Source organism: Flectobacillus roseus, from assembly GCF_030056595.1.
GTDB classification, from domain to species: Bacteria; Bacteroidota; Bacteroidia; order Cytophagales; family Spirosomataceae; genus Flectobacillus; species Flectobacillus roseus.
In genome coordinates, this window is the sequence record NZ_JASHIF010000020.1 from 73,957 (window position 1) to 91,382 (window position 17,426).

The window sequence follows — 17,426 nt, forward strand, 5'->3', positions numbered from 1 at the left end:
TCCTTCTGATTACAAACCTATTATGATTACTGATATACTATTAACCGATAACTTTTTTTTACCTGAGAGAAGAGTATTTACACAAAATCTACAAATTGATACTGTACCTCGTTTGCTTGTTTGACCACTTGCATAATACATTGGGTCATTAGTGTATTATTGCGGTTCATACGCATATCGTTTTGGATATCGCCGTTACCGCCATTTTGATGAAAATCTAATAGCACGTCTGCACTTATCCCTGCGGGATATTGATGTAATAATTGCTCAAACCATTGTTCTCTTTCATGGCGTATTTGGGCATTATACAGCGTTGCCGACGACCATATATGAGACATTTGTGCATCTTTTTCAGCAACAAATAATCTTTCTCCATCCCATCTGATTTCGGTAAGGACAAGTTTACTTTGATGTTCTATCACAATCAACGTAAAGTTTTCGATACCTTCAAAAAGGAAATCTTCTAAAAAAGCATTAAGATTTTGTTTTTCGAAAAAGGCAGGAATAATGGTTCCTCTACTTTGTCGGTAAGGAGGTTGGTGCTTATGATTTTCAAACGCACCATTCAATAAACATAAAGTAAAATTGTCGGAAGTAGCAATCCACGTACCACCTGCAAGAGCATCTTTAGGCATAAAGACGTCTGTATTTCCGATTTGATATGCTTGTGGCGGTATAGCTTTAGGACGGGCAGTTGCCTCGTCTCGGTTGTTAGTCAGAATAAAATGTTGCTCCCCTTTCGGCACAAATGTCAAAACGCACATGGTTGTAATAGTAGCTTTAGGCGATGGGCAATTCAAAAGCCCTAAGCCTCTGAAACTTATTTTTCTTTGAAACGAATAGTTGAATAGGCAACACCAAAGTTTTCAGGAATTTCGATCATTGGAAAAGCCTCATTCAAACCAATTTTGATAATCGCCAAATGATGAATGGTATGCTCGATAAGATATACCAACTCACGATTAAAACTGGTAGGCATCTCCAAAAGTTCCTCCCCATCATAACTAGTAGCCAAAGACAATACTTTATCTTCCTCCCAGAAAGTAAGTTTGCCAATAATAGCCCCTAGTACCTGCAAGGTAAAGTATCTATCCGTCTCAATTTGAGCTTTTCTTTCACGGTTATCATAGTTGACTGTACCAGAGATATAGCCTTTGAGCAAGCACTGATAAAACTCTACTATATGACGCACATGCTGCCCAATAGAGTTATCATGAAGTTGTTTGAGAGGTTTTTTATATTGTTCATCACTCATCTTACCAAGTAAATCGGTAAGCTGCGTAAGAACTTCTACGTTTGTTTGTGGTAACATTTTTAATAGTTCAATGACCCTCTAGGTCGTCTAATTAATCAATTTATCTTTAGAAAGGGATAAGGTAATAAGGCAACAGGCACAAAGTGTATTTTATGAAATATGTATCCTCTACCTAATTAAACACTTTGTGCCTTTGTGCCCGTTGCCTTTGACCCTAATACCTTTTTGCCTATCCCCTCAAAATTACTTCTTCACATTCAATACAATCGAAACTTCTACATTGTCGCTCATACCAATCGTTCCGCCGCCTACTTGCCAATCTCTACGATTAATGGTAGTTGAGCCTTTAAAGATAGCGTTTTCTCCTTCATTGATAAAAGAAAATGGAAGTCGGATATTTTTAGTAATCCCTTTCATCGTCAAAGCAAAAGTACCGATAAACCCCTCTCCGTTAGCTTCTATTTTGAGTGACTTCATCGTAATAGTAGGGTATTTAGCTACTTCAAAAAAGCCTTCTTTTTCTTTCAAATGCCTATTTCTCAAACTATTGTCGGTATCAATAGTTTGAGCTTCTACCGAGCCATAGATAACAGATTGAGCCAGATGTTCGGGGTCAAAATGGATAGTACCCTGAAACCCTGACAGTTTTCCAATTACTTCAGCGCCAAGCATTTTGATTTTGAAGGTAACATTAGAACTTACAGGATGCCATACTTGCGAATAGCCTGCACCAATACTCATCCAAAAAACAGAAAGATAAACGAACAAACGAATCTTAGAAGAAATCATAGTCGTGATTGGGCTTAAAATACACTACAAGTTAATGAAGAATAACGAGAGTTGTATGCAAATAAAGCATGAAGGAGTTTTCTGATTGAGGATTTGGGATATTGTACTGGGAATTTTTTCTCATTTTTAAATACAAATCATACCGAATTAAGTGGTTTAGTGATTGAATAACAGATATATTATTAACCTGATTACTGGACAAAATGAAAAAGGGGTACTCAGATGTTTGGACTTCGTCACTTAAGGTTATTAATACAGTTTAAAACTGTCTAAAAAAGTAAGTCCAAGACTTCGTCTTGGACTAGAAACTTCAATTTTGTCCTGTAATCAGACTATTAACCAATAGCCTACTTTTTACCTATTAGTCAAAAAGTAGGCTATACTTCCGAAATCCAATATCAGAAATCCGAAATAAATGATGTGAAATAATTTACTCAATGCAAAGACGGAACTCCTTGGCTAGTAGCAACTGCAATTTTTGAATCAGCGGTACCATAATACAAAAACCATTGATTTTTGAAAAAGACCATGCCTTCCACGAAACATACATTATTCACCTGACCTGTAATTTCATAAGGCTTGTTTGGTGTCATAAAGTATTTTTTAGAACGGTCTTTCAATACAGCTGGATTACTTGCATCAAATAAAGCCTGACCTGCGCTATAAGTCATATCTGGCAAAGATTTATCTCCAGTTTGGCCATTGTTGGCGCTATTATAAAGTAGAACAATACCTTTTGTAGTAAACAAAGCATAAGGTCCTGGCTCTACCAATTTGCTATCAAAATAGCCTTTCCTTGGTTTCAGTACAGATACTAATTGCCCTTTTGCATCTTCGACTGGCGTCCAATTAAGTAAGTCTGTTGACGTTGCCATAAACAAGTCGGTATCACCCCAATACATCCAATACTTTCCATTAATTTTCTTAGCAATCATTTTGTCTCCTACTTTATCCACCACAATTGCACCCGACTTTGACCATGTATTATGATGTTTGAGAGCTTTGAAAACGAGTCCATGCTTAGTCCATTTGCGCAAATCTTTGGAAGTTGCCAACATTAGTCTGGCTGTTTTACCATCGTACGAAGTGTAAGTCATGATATATTGCCCTTGAGCACTTTCGACAATACGAGGATCTTCGCAACCTCCCTCCCATTCTAGAGGTTTTTGGGCATCATTTTCAGGGTAAAAAATAGGTTTTGCTTCTTTTTTGAAATGCAAACCATCGGTAGAAATAGCTAATCCTAAACGAGACGTTCCAGCAAATTTGCCGATTTTATCTTCGGCGCGATACACCAAATACACCTTGCCATCACGCACAACAGCGGCAGGGTTAAATACGTCTTTTTCTTCCCATTTGACCTCTTTTTTTAGAATTGGGCAAGTAAAAACTTGTTTATTGGAAGGCGTCAAAACTGGATTTACGGCATCGACTTTGGTAAATGGCGAAAATTGCCAATTGGGAGTATCAGAAAGATGGCTTATAAAACTACTTAAACCTACACCAGCCAATAGGGCAAGCGATGCCAAACTTATAGTATTTTTCATAGAAAAGGGGATTTGAGGAATTGAATTAGAATCGAAATTTACAACAATGCCCCTATAAAACAATAAGCCCACCCCTACAGGGCAGGCTTATGCAATTTTCGAGCTTACTGAAATATGATTATTTAGCTAGCTTACGATATTGGTCAGAATTGAGAGGATCTAGTGACGACAGTAAAGCACTTACTTTTTTACGTTCTTCACTTGGAGCATCAATATAAATATTGATTAACTCTGGCGATTTTGCTTCAAAAATCAAACGACTGAGCAATTGCCCAGGTTTATTAGCATTGGCCTGCTTGATTGTATTAAGATAAGTCGTAATTTGTTTACGAGCCTCAACTGGGTTTGTGCCAAAATTGTCCAAAGCCAAGCGATGATAATTATAATATCCTTCACGAATAGGAAGCAATTGCTGATTTAGTAGATTTTCAGCTAAAAAATAGCGACTTCTTACATCGGTAGAAGGAGCCCATGAGCCGCCTGCATTTTGTGCAAGGTTTACAACATTGAGCAGTTTTTGAGCATATTTATCTCCTCCAAATTTACTAAAAGTATCATAATCAAAGGTCAAAGCTACGTACGAATAGAAAGCTAAAAGATGCGTCAGATTATCGGTATAGTTGTTGTCGTTGTAATACAAAGGCGTTCCTGACAAATATTTAAAGTTAAAACTTTTGTCTATGTAATTTAGAATTACAGTTTCGTAGGTGGTGCCATACACTGGGCGTATTACTTGAAAACGAGCATTTGCCTCATAATCACCACTGGCACTAGCACGAGTGATAATGATATTGAGCGAACACTTGATTTTTTCTTCAGGTAAAAAATTATCATTCGTCCAGCGACGGTTATTCATAAATTCCTGAAGTACCGATTGGATTTCGTTGTATATCTGTGTAGCACCGCGTTGCTCATTGACTTGAATCTGATCGGTGTTAATAGACACTGTACAACTCAATTCTTGGGCGTACGTAGCCTGACTCAACATCCCCAACAGTCCTATCAATGCTATTTTTAGTAATGATTTCATAAATACGTTATTAGTTTATACGGTAAAAATGATATCTACAAACTCAATTGCTGAATTGCATTCACTATATCGGAGGCAACATCCGTTTTGCTTTTGAGACTAAATTCATGCAAAGTCCCATCTTTGGTAATAATGGTTACTTGGTTGGTATCATGACCAAAACCTGCCCCTTTATTTTGTAAAGAATTTAATACAATCATATCCAAATTCTTAGATTTGAGCTTCCCGATGGCATTTTCCATCTCATTGTCGGTTTCGAGGGCAAAACCTACCAAGATTTGATGCTCTTGCTTTTCAGCACCTAATGTTTTGGCAATATCTATGGTTTTAGCCAATTCAATATTAAACGTAGCTTCTTTCTTTTTTATTTTTTTATCTGCTACCGTTGCAGGAGTATAATCTGCTACTGCGGCTGCCAAGATAATAATATCCGCATCATAATAATGCGTTTGTGTAGCTTCAAACATTTGTTGCGCCGAACGCACTTTTACCAAATGAATATGGGTATCTGGCAATGGCTGATTGGTAGGGGCACTCACCAAAATCACCTCTGCTCCAGCTTTAGCAAACTGATTGGCAATAGCATATCCCATTTTACCTGTAGAGTGATTACTAATATAGCGAACAGGGTCAATATCTTCTTGTGTAGGACCTGCGGTAATTAATACCTTTTTTTGTGCCAAACTTGGTTGATAGGCAAAAAATTTCTTCAAATGTTCAAGCAATTGCTCAGGTTCTGCCATTCGACCTTCGCCTACCAAACCTGAAGCTAGCTCTCCAAAACCTGCTTGAATGATGGTATTGCCATATTCTTGGAGTTTTTCGAGATTATGTAAAGTACTCGGATGCTGATACATATCCAAGTCCATGGCAGGTGCAAAATACACGGGACATTTAGCTGACAGATATACAGCTGTCAACAAATCATCACAGATACCATTGGCACATTTCGATAAAGTATGGGCTGTAGCAGGAGCAATTAGCATTACGTCGGCCCACAAACCCAAATCCACGTGATTGTTCCATGTACCCGTTGAGTCTTTGACAAATTCTGAAACAACTGGATTTTTTGAAAGTGTTGCTAGGGTCAAAGGTGTAATAAATTCTTTGGCTGCCTGTGTCATCACTATTTTTACCTCTGCTCCTTCTTTTACCAAAAGTCTAGTCAAAAAAGCGATTTTATAAGCCGCAATACTACCCGAAACCCCCAAAAGGATTTTTTTATTATTGAGTATCATTTGAGATTCTTTAGAGAATTGTTGTTTTCGAAAGCAATTTACAACAAAATAAAAGGGTCAGATGCAATACATCTGACCCTTTTAAGAAAAATATTGTTATCGAAACAAGACTTCAAAGTCGTTGCTGTCAATCTTATTCTTCAGTTTGGCTAGTTTGACCAGGAAGACGGAAAGTAAATTTGTCTTCTGTAAACTCGTCGATAGCTAAAGATGTTGGCTTTGGCAATCTCTCATAAAACTTAGAAATTTCGATTTGCTCACGGTTTTCGAAAATCTCTTCCAAGTTGTCTACTGAAGAAGCAAAATCCGCCAATTTAGCGTTCAATTCTTCTTTAGTTTTGAGGGCAATTTGTCTAGCACGTTTTGAGATAATTGCTACTGCCTCATAAGTGTTACCACCTGCTTTAATTGCAAGTTTATCTACATCTCTAGTGATGATTGATGGATTGGTTGCCATATTATTGATGCTATTTTAATTCTGACTGAATTGAACAATATATTAACTCTCGTTCCCAATAAAGGGTTCAAAAATTATTTTTGATTTTCGGCTGCGCCTACTTTCGTAGTATTTGATTTCTCTTTTTCGCGTGCCTTTCTGTATTCTTCTTCTAATTTTGCCAAGCGGTCTGAAGCTTTCATGCTAATATCATAAAGCTTTTCTGCTTTTTTCAGATAACTACTGCCGGGATATTTATCTATCAATTCTTGGTAAAATTTCACTACGTCTCTGTAGCGTTCCAACTGTTTAGTTTCAATCGTACTTACCGCCAAGTCGTATTGAGATACTACTTTTAGATAATATAATTCTTCGCTAAACTCTGAATCTGGATAGTCCTTTTGAAAGTTAGCAATTTCAATTACCGACGACTTCAAGGATGCTATATTGAAAGGCGATGTTTTATGATACAATTTCGCTTTTTCGTAAGCTTTACGCTCCAATTTTTTACGCAAATCCTTAATCAAATCTGATGCTTCGGTACGGAACTTACTATCTGGGTTGTTATTAATAAAGCTTTGAAGCTCATTGATAGCCGACAAAGTACCACTTTGGTCGAGGTTGTAAGATGGCGAGTTTTTGAACAACGCATAGGCTGACATGTAAACCGCTTCTTCTACATACTCACTACGAGCAAAAGTTTCAGCAAAACGTTTGAAACGGAAGTTTGCCATTTCAAAGTTGCCTGTGTGGTAATCACAATATGCTTGGTAGAAAGTCACCAACTCTTGCTGATCGGTACCAGTCAAGGAAGGGAGAATTTCTTCAAACAAAATTCCAGCCTTGTCGTACTCGCCTTTTTTGTAATATTCGATAGCCGCTGCGTATTTTTTCTTTTCATCAGTAAGTTTTCTGATTTTCTCGAATTTACCACATGAGGCTAAGATGAAGGCAAAAAATATGAATAATAAAAAATGTTTTCGCATAAGAATGCAAATTTACAAAAAAGTTTTGAGTTTGAAAGTTAAGTTCTTAGGCAATTTACTTGTAATGAGTAGGTATTTACAGACTTTAAAGTGTTTTTGTGTTGAATATTACTCGAGCACAATTCAAGTTGTAAGCTTATACCATAGCCTAAACTCAAATTTCTGTATTTCAACGACTATTTCAAGCATAGCGTATAAAGATTTAACATTATTTAACAGCGATTGAGGTTTTGGCTATACAAATGTTACTTCTACCGATGAATTCGTCATTATTTTGAAAGCACTTGATAGTTTCTTAATTTTCCTGAAATTACAGTAATAAGTTCGTTTGCACGCGAGTATATTTTTCTAAAATGTAATACTTTTAAGAAAGTGAGTTGGTTGAGTAGTCAGGTAAAAGGTAGCAGACCAATAGATTTGAAGTGTTTTTTATCGCTACAGATACTTTTTACTATTAGCTGAAAGCCCTCTCACCATCTATTTAAGTTGATACTTATTTTCTCTATAAAATCTTTGACAAACATGAATTTAGGCAATCTTCGTTCAAGATTATTGGTTGGTTTAGTACTGGCTGTCGTAACGATTTTCTCTTATTTTTCCAAAATGCAGGTAAATCCAGTTACTGGAAAAAGACAGGCTGTAACCATGACTCCGCAGCAAGAAATCTCTATGGGTTTACAATCGGCACCACAAATGGCTGCCGAATTTGGTGGGTTATACCAAAATCAAAAACTTCAAGATTTGGTCAAAACAATTGGTAGCAAGGTGGTAAACAACTCCGAAGCATCAAAATCGCCTTATCAGTTCAATTTCTATCTTTTGGCCGACCCCAATACCATCAATGCCTTTGCTTTGCCTGGGGGACAGATATTTATTACGTATGGCTTGTTGAAAAAACTCACCACTGAAGATCAATTAGCAGGGGTATTAGGGCATGAAGTTGGCCATGTGATTGGTCGCCACTCGGCACAACAAATGGCTAAAGACGAACTTACTAGTGGACTACTTTCGGCGGCAGTGACAGCTACCTCTGACCCTTACAGTCATAATAATTCGGCTGCTATTGCTCAATATGTTGGCAAAATGATTACGCTCAAATATGGTCGTAGCGACGAATTAGAAGCAGATAAATTTGGCGTAAAATATATGCTTGAAGCTGGCTATGATCCAATGCAAATGGTAGATGTGATGGAAGTGCTGAAACAAGCCGCAGGACCAAATCGACCATCCGAATTCCAAAGTAGCCACCCCGACCCTGACCATAGAATTCAAGAAATCAAAAAAGCCTTGGAACAATATAAAAAAACAGGAAAGTTAGAGTGGTAAATGAGCTTTAAATGCACAAAGGTTCAGAGGGCTAAAGTGTTTTGAAAGCTATAACTTATCGACTGACAGCCTATAGAACATCAATTTGTTCTCCTGTTTCTGTACTAATTTTCTATCAACTTTAGTTTTATATACAGTAAAAAGTGGATTTGTGAGAAAGTTCAATACTTCCTTTTACACCGTCCTACCTTTACCATAAACCATCAGACACACTATTTGCAATGAATACTGCCGAGCATTATCTGGAACAAGGCGTTCGACTGCGTACTAACAATAAGCCAAAGGAGGCCATAACGGAATTAACCAAAGCGCTAGATTTAGAACCAACCCACGAATTTGTTCTGGCGGAATTGGTTCTCTGTTATTTAGCTTTATCAGATTATACTTCTGCTAATTTTTTTACCGACGAAATTTGTCACTATCACCCCAAATCAGCACTTGGCGTCTACTTGAAGGCAACTATGGCTTTGCAAAAAGACCAGCTTGCTGTAGCCGAAGATTATATTCGACAAGCCATTCAATTAAACCCTTTTGTTGCTGAATTTTGGGCAGTATTGTCTGCAATATATATCCAAAGAAAATCTTGGAGCGAGGCACTCAAATATGTCCATAAAGGTCTTGAATTAGAACCCGATAATAATGCTTGTCTCAACTACCAAACCATTTGCCTCAATCAACTAGGGCATACCGAGTTGTTGCAGGATAGCATGGAAGAAACTTTGTACAACAATCCAAACGATGCTTTTAGCCATGCCAATATCGGTTGGGCATTGTTACAAAATCAGGAAGTAGAACAAGCCAAAACACATTTTGCAGAAGCCCTACGCCTTGACCCGAACATGAAATTTGCTCGTCATGGAATGATAGAAAGTATCAAGTCTCAAAACTGGATTTATCGTCAGTTTCTAGCCTTTAGCTTTTTCTTATCGAAACATAACGGACTAGTGCAGTTAGCGATTATCATTGGGTTGATGATGGGTGCGAACTACCTTGGCGATTTGAGTGACCAATACCCATGGATATTGCCTATTTATCTATTAGTAGTGGTAGTGTTTTATGTGAGTTGGATTATAGAACCGCTTGGGAATTTATTTTTAAGATTAAATAAATTCGGGAATTTGGCATTGTCTCCTACTGAAAAAAGGGCTTCCGAAATCGTAGGAATAGGCTTAGTAGGCGGAATAGCCTCCACCATTTATTACTTTACCACTGGAGCAACCGCAGGTTGGATCTGCTTATTGTTTTGTTTTACGATTATCATCCCACTATCTCAATGTTTTTCTATGGGTTTTATCAAAAACAAAAAATGGCTTCCTCTGTCTATTACGGGCTTGTTGATATTAATGGGTGCTTTTAATATCATACTAGTTACGAGCCTGCATAAGGTCAGCAATTTTATTACCTACTATGAATACCTCTTTGTGGCTTATCTCTGGCTTATTAATTTGGGGGTTATCAAAGAAGAAGAAATTTAGTTTTGAAGGCTACTGGAAACGGTAGCCTTTTTTCTTGGTTCAAACCCATGTAAAGACACATAAAATAATGTTATCTCCTTTTTACTTTTAGCATAGTATCCTATTTAAAATAGATTTAATCCAATATTTTACTTTTATATTTGATATTGTGTAAAAAAGACACGTATTTGAGTAATTAGTGGGTCATAGAATTAGAAATAGGTTTTAGGCATTAGGCAAAAAGTTGTGCTTGTCTAATGCTTACGGCTTTCAGGTATTAGCTTTCTGCGGTGGGTTTTGGAACAAAGCATTTCTGTAGTTACTAAAAACATTTTAACACTCTTTGCCTTGTGCCTGTAGCCTAGTGCCTAAACACATAACTTAATTCTAATTTTGCTCACTTACGTTACCGTGTTTTCACATTTTACCCTTAATCACTTTGCGCCTTTGTGCCTGTTCCCTTGTACATAATTTACCAAAGCCCTTTCTTCCAAAACTTATGTTAAACAAACTTTCTCAAAAATCTAAGGTACTGATTCCTACAGTCTTGCTCGGTGGTGTACTATTGGGTACAGCCTATCAGTTTTCACCCAGTAGCAGATTTATCAATCACTATGCAGACTCTTTGCTGACCGAAAATCAAAAACGGTTACCTGATAATGCACTCAAAGGGGTTAAAATGGTAGATGGTCTTACCGTAAGTACTTTTGCGACCGAACCCATGCTCATCAATCCAACCGATATTGATGTGGATGCAAAAGGTCGTGTATGGGTTTTAGAAGCTTACAATTATAGACCTTCTATCACGGGCAACCCTACCCACAAAGAAGGTGATAGAATTGTGATTTTGGAAGATACCAACGGTGATGGCAAAGCAGATATAAGTAAAGTGTTTTATCAAGGTCCAGAAATTAATGCTCCATTGGGTATCTCTGTACTCAACAACGTGGTGATTGTCTCTCAAAGCCCTTATGTTTGGAAATTGACCGATACGGATGGCGATGACAAAGCCGATAAAAAAGAGATTTTATTCCAAGGAATTGAGGGTGAGCAACACGACCATGGCGTACATACTTTCGTATTTGGACCAGATGGAAAACTCTATTTTAACTTTGGGAATGAAGGTCGTCAGTTAAAAGATGCCAAGGGCAACCTTGTTAAAGACCAATTTGGAAGAGAAATTTCTCGAAAAAACTTCCAAGAAGGAATGCTTTTCCGTTGTAACCTCGATGGTTCAGAAGTAGAATGTTTGGCACAAAATTTTAGAAATAATTATGAAGTTGCCGTTGATTCGTATGGAACACTGTGGCAATCAGACAACGACGATGATGGCAATAAAGGCGTTCGTATCAATTTTGTGATGGAATATGGTAACTATGGCTATAAAGACCAAATGACACGTGCTTCGTGGGGATATCCTCGCACCAATATGGAGGAAGAAATTCCTTTGCGCCACTGGCATTTGAACGACCCCGGTACAGTACCAAACTTGTTACAGACAGGTTCGGGCTCACCAACAGGAATGGTTTTATACGAAGGAGATTTGCTACCCAAACAGTTTTATGGACAAATGATTCACTGTGAGCCAGGACACAACGTAGTGCGCTCTTACCCTGTGACGAAAAAAGGTGCGGGATATTCGGCGCAAATTGTGAATATCATGAAAAATGAAACTGACCAATGGTTCCGCCCTGCCGATGTATGTGTCGCACCTGATGGCTCACTCATTGTGGCTGACTGGTATGACCCGGGCGTGGGAGGACATCAAGCAGGTGATTTAACTCGTGGACGTATCTATCGTATTGCACCTCCTCAAACGCCTTATTCTGTTCCCAAACAAGATTTTAGCACACCTGAAGGTGCAGCTAAAGCACTCCAAAGTCCTAATATTGCTACTCGCTACTTGGCGTGGGAAGCTTTGACCAAAATGGGAAAAAGCTCAGAAAGTGCATTGGTTTCTTACTGGAAATATGATAACCCTAGAGTTCGTGCTAGAGCTTTTTGGGCATTGGTTAAATTGGTAGATTCCCAAAAATATATTGATTTAGCTATTCAAGACGCTAATCCTGATATTCGAATTGCTGGATTGCGTGCTGTTCGTCAAGGTAAATTAGACATTTTAAACTATGTAGAAAAATTGGCAAAAGACACAGACCCTCATGTGCGAAGAGAGTGTGCGATTGCTTTGTATGGACAAAAGAATCCTAAAGCTAGCCAGTTGTGGGCAACTTTGGCTTCGCAACACGATGGTAAAGACCGCTGGTATTTGGAAGCCTTGGGTATTGGTGCCGAAGATAACTGGGATGCTTGTTTTAGCGCCTATTTATCTCAAAATCAAAATCCTACTAACTCTGCTTCTGGAAAAGATATTGTTTGGCGTTCGAGAAGTAATCAATCCATAAAGCTGTTAGCTTCTCTCGCAACCGACCCAAGTATAGCCTTGAAAGAACGTTTACGCTATTTTAGAGCTTTTGATTTTGTAAAAGGTCCTGAAAAATCTTCGGCACTTTTAGGTATGCTAAATGGTAGTTCGCCAGAACAGAATCAAATTAATCGTTTGGCACTAAGCCATCTCGATGCAGAATTTGTTAAAACTTCGCCGATTGCCAAAAACGCTTTAGTGCAATTGATGAATAATCTCGACGATAAAGAGTTTGTTCAATTACAAGACAAGTATACCTTACCAGAAGGCAACGAGCGCTTGATTAGTATGATTGGAAAAGGGGAAAAAGTTGGCGATGCGGGGAATGCTCTATTCAAATCTCCACAAGGGATTCAATTGGCTAAAAATATCATCAATAATCCTAAACAAGAAGATTTAGCCATTAAGATTCTTGGTGCTATTCGTTGGAATGGAGGAAAAACTCAGTTGACATTATTACAGGATGCCATGTTTAACCCAAAATATAGCGCCAATATCCATCGTGAAGCTACTCGTTATTTGGGCGGTAGTGGCAATGGTGAAGACCTTGTTTTAGAGTTATTAAAAGCAAAAAGAATTAAGAAGGAGTTTATTCCTGTAGCCGTAGAAGGCGTAAGCCGTGCATGGCGCCGTTCGGTACGTGTCGACGCTGCCAAATATTTAGGTGCTAGTAATACCGCTACCAAAAAGCTCCCTCCTATTTCAGAACTCATTGCGTTGACAGGTAATCCGAAAAATGGTGCGCAGGTATTTGCCAACAACTGTTCGGTATGTCATCAAGTCAATGGTGAAGGAATGGATTTTGGTCCAAAACTTTCGGAAATAGGTGGCAAATTGGCAAAAGAGGGGCAATATCTAGCCATCTTACATCCAGATGCGGGTATTAGTTTTGGCTATGAAGGTTGGGATATCAAACTCAAAGATGGCACGCAACTAGTCGGAATTGTTGCTTCAAAAACCGAAACTGATGTTGTTTTAAAAATGCCTGGAGGTATTGTTCAAAATCTAAAGACTAGCGCTATCAAGTCGATGAAAATGCAAAGCAATTCGATGATGCCAACAGGCTTAGCAGACGGAATGTCCCAACAAGAATTAGTCGATCTAGTAGAGTTTTTGATGACTTTGAAAAAGAAATAGTTTTTGATTTGAAAAGTTGAAGATGTGTTATTCAAGTGTAGAGACGCAATGCTTTGCGTCTAAAAACAATGTTTTTGGAATAATGCTTTTCATCTAACGATTTTCCACTCAATATTTCAGTAAAAAAGCGGTCGGAAAATATTTTTTCGACCGCTTTTTTGATGCTATTATGCAAGATTTTACTTGGCTTGAGACGCAAATATTGAGACGCAATCATTGTGTCTCTACGGCTAGGCTAGAATGCAAATTTTAACATAATCACTCATCCACTCAATCACAAATCACTCAATTCAACAGGTGAATAATCCACCTTGAAAAATCTGACCATTTACTCAATTACCAATCAGGAGCAAACCCAAACGGGTAGTAATTACGTTAATATGTCAAAGAAACAGATTTTTCTGTTTTCAACTTTGTACTGTCAAACATTCATGAAGCAATTATTTTAAAACAACACATAAGTAATCAATTGCTTTATACTAACACGTAAAATTTATGAAAAAGTTAATTTTGATTTTCGCAACAGCCATTCTTGGCTTGGCTTCTTGCCAACAAAAAACAGATGATAAAGCTGCTATTGAATTAGCAAAACAAGCTGCCATTGATTCGATGAAAATGGTCGCTCAAGCGCAAGAAGTAAAACAAATGGTGATTGACTCAATGCAAAAAGCAACACCAACCACTCAGGTGACTCAATCAGCTGGCGAGGGTGCTCAAAGCACTAGTGCTGCCATTTCTGGTGCTAACAATAGTAGTCCAGCCAAAGTTGAAAAGACTTCTAGCTCAAGTAGCTCTTCGACAAGTACGGCTAGTACGCCAACAGTAACTAAGAAAAAAAGTAAAATGTCGAAAGTTGCCAAAGGAGCCTTGATTGGCGCTGGTGTTGGTGCTGTAACTGGCGCCATTGTCAACAAAAGAAATAGAGCGGCTGGAGCTGTTATCGGCGGAGCATTAGGTGCTGGTGCAGGGGCAGGTGTAGGTGCGATTTTAGATAAAAAACAGTAGATAACTTTATCTGCTTTAGGCTCTAAGCTTTTTGCAGTAGGCTAACAAGTATATCTAAAACATTTATGCCATTTGCATACGGTCTAGGGCATCATCAAAATCTGATAATTATTCATCAAAAAAGCGGTCGAAAATTATTTTTCAACCGCTTTTTTGATATTTCTATGTTATATCTAACTTGACCTAAGACTAAAAGTATTGTGTCTCTACAGCTTAAAGAATACAAATCTTAGAACAATCACTCATTCACCAAATCACAACTCACTCAATACGAAATGACCAATGTTGATATTTCTATGAAGCTGAAACACTCGCTCCTGTCTATTTTCCTGTCGACAAATCTTGCTTCAATAATTCATCAATTTCATGATTAAATTCTTTTACAAAATCATCATAGTATTTTCCTGTTGCTGGACCTGAATATCCTGTATGAATTTTAGCGACTTTCCCAGATTTATCCACAATAATGGTAGTTGGAAAAGAAATAATCTCAGACAAAGCAGGTAATACCGACGAAGCGTATTGCGTATCTGCCAAACCAGCAAATAAGATGTCATATTGGATGTCAAATCGTTTCTTCAAAGCTTCCAAACGAGTTTTTGCAAAAGCTGGGTCATTTTTACGCTCAAAAGATAAACCAATGATTTCTACACCACGATTTTTATTGGCTTTGTACCACGGCGCCATATAAGAGGCTTCATCGATACAGTTTGGACACCAGCTACCCAAAATCGTTACAATAACCACTTTCCCTTTATACTTTGCATCGCTCAATGAGGTATTTTGCCCTGTAAAAGCATCTGGAAAAGTAAAATCAAATTGTTTACCATCTTTTACTTTCGTCAATGAATACGCATCTGGTAATTCTATTTGGTCATTCTTTGTCCCTTTCAATGGTCGTGCACTTGTAGCTCCAATACTTTGACCAGTAATGGTATTGCCTTCGATTTTTCCAATAATCAACGCTGGACTTGAGCCACTGAATGCCGAAAGATAAAACTCATCACCTTTGATATCGCCTTCATAATAGCGATAATCTCCTGTTTTTGACAAGAACGTTCCTGTAATTTTTTGACCTTTTTGCTCAAATACTCCAATTACTGGCGTTGTAGCAGTGCCCATATACACTTCCCATTTGCCTGCTAAACTTGCCTTTGAAGGTGTTCCTTTTTCGAAGAAACGATAGCGACTACCTTGCGATGCTTTGAATGGAATACGAGTAGTACCTTTTTTGAATACCCCCGACAAAGTAGTTGGACTTTCGATTTTGGCAGCTAATACAGCATCAAAAATTTCAACAGGTATAAATAATGAGTCGCCTTTTTGTGTAACTCCTTTTAGTTCAAATCGCTCGGAAGCGTTTAATAAATAGGCATCTTTGCCTTTTAACTCAAAATTGAATGGAGATTCTTTTCCTTCAAACAAACTAAAAGTACCTCTCCAAACACCTTGCTTAGGAGCTACTTGTGCTTTTGTGATACCAAAGCTTGCTATTGCTAAAGCCGCTGAGGCTATAATTTTATGTAATTTCATATGCTAGTTTTTAGTTGTCGTGTCAATTTTTCACTTCAAAAAAGTAAGACATTCTTCCATAATTGCGTCATTACTTTGTATTGAAAACTTAATTCTTTTTAAAATTAAAAATTTAATCTATAAGTTTTATAGAATAAACAAATATTCCTTCAGAGAGTTCCTAAATTGAGTAGAAACTGCTAATTAAGTAACCCCACCAAACAGGACCTTTTTTGCTTACAGCATATAGCCTAAAGCAGATAAATTTGCCCCCTATCCATTTATCGTTCCATTCTTCACGAAGCAAATTTTTTATTGATGTGTGCAACCTAACTTTGTTCTGTTGCATCTAGGTACTGTTAGCGACGATTATAAAACAAACCTACATAAAATGAAACAGATTTTGACATTCTTATTCTTTGTGACAACAGTAAATATTTTTGCACAAAATGTACCTTACGAAAAGAAAATTATATACAAGACTAAATTTGATGATGCAATACCTGTATTAAATGTTGGAACTTTTCACATGGGTGAAACTTCTGATGCAAACGCAACAGATTTTGATGAAAACAACAAAAAGAATCAGCAAGAAATTAAAAAATTAGCTAAGATGTTAGCTGAATTTAAGCCAACAATAATTGTTATTGAAGATTTACCTAAAAATGATAGTTTGAGACAAATCTCGTATTCAGATTATCTAAAAAACCCAACGAAAAAGTTTGTAAATCCAGACGAAATAGAATTATTAGCTTATGAAGTTGGAAGACTTAGCGGAGCAAAAAAGATTTATGGAATCGACTTTAAAGAAAAGTACAACTACAATATTAATGTTGTAAACAGTGTAGATACTACTACTTTAAGCAAATATTCTATACTAAGTGATGAGAATGATTCAAAAAATCCTGAAAAAGGAATTCCTTTTTATGATTTATTCAAATTGAATAATCATCCTCAATATTTGGAAAGTCTTATAAACTTTAATGCTGATTTATTATTATATAATTCCAGTAAAAATCATGCACAAGGAGCGGACGAAGCAGGCAAATTTTACCATAGAAATTTAGTAATGTTCTCTAATCTAAATCAGATCCCAATGACAAAAGATGATAGAATTTTCATTTTAATGGGAGGAACCCACACTGCTTTCTTTATGGATTTTTTAAAAAGAAGTCCAAAATTTCAACTTGAAAATACATTTAACTACCTAAAATAACCGCAGCTAAAATCGGATTGGCAATATGGCGACTTAAGTGCTTCTATAAAACATTTGTACAAGATTCAAGGGT

Annotated in this window: 14 protein-coding genes; 5 read left to right on the top strand and 9 right to left on the bottom strand. The window is 37.3% G+C overall.

Annotated elements, in window-relative coordinates:
- Nucleotides 1-77 precede the first annotated feature (77 nt).
- The 8 genes from QM524_RS19980 to QM524_RS20015 form a co-directional block, all read right to left on the bottom strand.
- A complete protein-coding gene (locus QM524_RS19980) occupies nt 78-764 on the bottom strand; it encodes an NRDE family protein (RefSeq protein ID WP_283345905.1) in 687 nt (228 codons plus the stop codon).
- Nucleotides 765-820: 56 nt separating this feature from the next.
- The gene (locus tag QM524_RS19985) at nt 821-1,312 is read right to left on the bottom strand and encodes a DinB family protein (protein WP_283345906.1); all 492 of its coding nucleotides are present in this window, start codon (nt 1,310-1,312) and stop codon (nt 821-823) included.
- 186 nt (nt 1,313-1,498) lie between these two features.
- The gene (locus tag QM524_RS19990) at nt 1,499-2,044 is read right to left on the bottom strand and encodes a YceI family protein (protein ID WP_283345907.1); all 546 of its coding nucleotides are present in this window, start codon (nt 2,042-2,044) and stop codon (nt 1,499-1,501) included.
- 434 nt (nt 2,045-2,478) lie between these two features.
- Nucleotides 2,479-3,591 (bottom strand): glycoside hydrolase family 130 protein, encoded by a 1,113-nt coding sequence (locus tag QM524_RS19995; protein WP_283345908.1) that lies wholly within the window; start codon nt 3,589-3,591, stop codon nt 2,479-2,481.
- Between the two features lie 118 nt (nt 3,592-3,709).
- Nucleotides 3,710-4,621, bottom strand: a complete 912-nt coding sequence (gene porD / locus QM524_RS20000) for a type IX secretion system protein PorD (RefSeq protein WP_283345909.1) — start codon at nt 4,619-4,621, stop codon at nt 3,710-3,712.
- Nucleotides 4,622-4,656: 35 nt separating this feature from the next.
- The gene (coaBC, locus tag QM524_RS20005) at nt 4,657-5,859 is read right to left on the bottom strand and encodes a bifunctional phosphopantothenoylcysteine decarboxylase/phosphopantothenate--cysteine ligase CoaBC (RefSeq protein WP_283345910.1); all 1,203 of its coding nucleotides are present in this window, start codon (nt 5,857-5,859) and stop codon (nt 4,657-4,659) included.
- A gap of 133 nt (nt 5,860-5,992) precedes the next feature.
- Nucleotides 5,993-6,316: a DNA-directed RNA polymerase subunit omega gene (locus QM524_RS20010; RefSeq protein ID WP_095161579.1), complete on the bottom strand. Its 324-nt coding sequence runs from the start codon at nt 6,314-6,316 to the stop codon at nt 5,993-5,995.
- A 74-nt stretch (nt 6,317-6,390) separates the two neighbouring features.
- Nucleotides 6,391-7,281, bottom strand: a complete 891-nt coding sequence (locus QM524_RS20015) for an outer membrane protein assembly factor BamD (RefSeq protein WP_095161577.1) — start codon at nt 7,279-7,281, stop codon at nt 6,391-6,393.
- A gap of 522 nt (nt 7,282-7,803) precedes the next feature.
- Here QM524_RS20015 and QM524_RS20020 point away from each other — a divergent pair.
- The 4 genes from QM524_RS20020 (at nt 7,804) to QM524_RS20035 (ending at nt 14,625) form a co-directional block, all read left to right on the top strand.
- The gene (locus QM524_RS20020) at nt 7,804-8,607 is read left to right on the top strand and encodes a M48 family metalloprotease (RefSeq protein ID WP_283345911.1); all 804 of its coding nucleotides are present in this window, start codon (nt 7,804-7,806) and stop codon (nt 8,605-8,607) included.
- Between the two features lie 221 nt (nt 8,608-8,828).
- Nucleotides 8,829-10,082 carry a tetratricopeptide repeat protein gene (locus QM524_RS20025; protein WP_283345912.1) on the top strand — a complete coding sequence of 418 codons (1,254 nt, stop codon included), beginning with the start codon at nt 8,829-8,831 and terminating at the stop codon, nt 10,080-10,082.
- 478 nt (nt 10,083-10,560) lie between these two features.
- Nucleotides 10,561-13,620 (top strand): PVC-type heme-binding CxxCH protein, encoded by a 3,060-nt coding sequence (locus tag QM524_RS20030; RefSeq protein WP_283345913.1) that lies wholly within the window; start codon nt 10,561-10,563, stop codon nt 13,618-13,620.
- Between the two features lie 495 nt (nt 13,621-14,115).
- Nucleotides 14,116-14,625 (top strand): YMGG-like glycine zipper-containing protein, encoded by a 510-nt coding sequence (locus tag QM524_RS20035; protein ID WP_283345914.1) that lies wholly within the window; start codon nt 14,116-14,118, stop codon nt 14,623-14,625.
- Between the two features lie 321 nt (nt 14,626-14,946).
- Here QM524_RS20035 and QM524_RS20040 read toward each other — a convergent pair whose 3' ends face one another.
- Nucleotides 14,947-16,158 carry a peroxiredoxin family protein gene (locus QM524_RS20040; protein ID WP_283345915.1) on the bottom strand — a complete coding sequence of 404 codons (1,212 nt, stop codon included), beginning with the start codon at nt 16,156-16,158 and terminating at the stop codon, nt 14,947-14,949.
- Between the two features lie 370 nt (nt 16,159-16,528).
- On the opposite strand from QM524_RS20040, the gene QM524_RS20045 reads away from it, so the two are divergent.
- Nucleotides 16,529-17,353: a DUF5694 domain-containing protein gene (locus QM524_RS20045; protein ID WP_283345916.1), complete on the top strand. Its 825-nt coding sequence runs from the start codon at nt 16,529-16,531 to the stop codon at nt 17,351-17,353.
- The last annotated feature ends 73 nt before the right edge of the window (nt 17,354-17,426 follow it).

What these genes read in the sequence shown, in the direction of transcription:
- coaBC (WP_283345910.1), bottom strand. Translation starts at nt 5,859, where the DNA reads ATGATACTCAATAATAAAAAAATCCTTTTGGGGGTTTCGGGTAGTATT.
- QM524_RS19995 (WP_283345908.1), bottom strand. Translation starts at nt 3,591, where the DNA reads ATGAAAAATACTATAAGTTTGGCATCGCTTGCCCTATTGGCTGGTGTA.
- QM524_RS20045 (WP_283345916.1), top strand. Translation starts at nt 16,529, where the DNA reads ATGAAACAGATTTTGACATTCTTATTCTTTGTGACAACAGTAAATATT.
- QM524_RS20010 (WP_095161579.1), bottom strand. Translation starts at nt 6,316, where the DNA reads ATGGCAACCAATCCATCAATCATCACTAGAGATGTAGATAAACTTGCA.
- QM524_RS20030 (WP_283345913.1), top strand. Translation starts at nt 10,561, where the DNA reads ATGTTAAACAAACTTTCTCAAAAATCTAAGGTACTGATTCCTACAGTC.
- QM524_RS20015 (WP_095161577.1), bottom strand. Translation starts at nt 7,281, where the DNA reads ATGCGAAAACATTTTTTATTATTCATATTTTTTGCCTTCATCTTAGCC.
- QM524_RS20035 (WP_283345914.1), top strand. Translation starts at nt 14,116, where the DNA reads ATGAAAAAGTTAATTTTGATTTTCGCAACAGCCATTCTTGGCTTGGCT.
- QM524_RS19980 (WP_283345905.1), bottom strand. Translation starts at nt 764, where the DNA reads ATGTGCGTTTTGACATTTGTGCCGAAAGGGGAGCAACATTTTATTCTG.
- QM524_RS20020 (WP_283345911.1), top strand. Translation starts at nt 7,804, where the DNA reads ATGAATTTAGGCAATCTTCGTTCAAGATTATTGGTTGGTTTAGTACTG.
- QM524_RS20040 (WP_283345915.1), bottom strand. Translation starts at nt 16,158, where the DNA reads ATGAAATTACATAAAATTATAGCCTCAGCGGCTTTAGCAATAGCAAGC.
- QM524_RS20025 (WP_283345912.1), top strand. Translation starts at nt 8,829, where the DNA reads ATGAATACTGCCGAGCATTATCTGGAACAAGGCGTTCGACTGCGTACT.
- QM524_RS19990 (WP_283345907.1), bottom strand. Translation starts at nt 2,044, where the DNA reads ATGATTTCTTCTAAGATTCGTTTGTTCGTTTATCTTTCTGTTTTTTGG.
- QM524_RS19985 (WP_283345906.1), bottom strand. Translation starts at nt 1,312, where the DNA reads ATGTTACCACAAACAAACGTAGAAGTTCTTACGCAGCTTACCGATTTA.
- porD (WP_283345909.1), bottom strand. Translation starts at nt 4,621, where the DNA reads ATGAAATCATTACTAAAAATAGCATTGATAGGACTGTTGGGGATGTTG.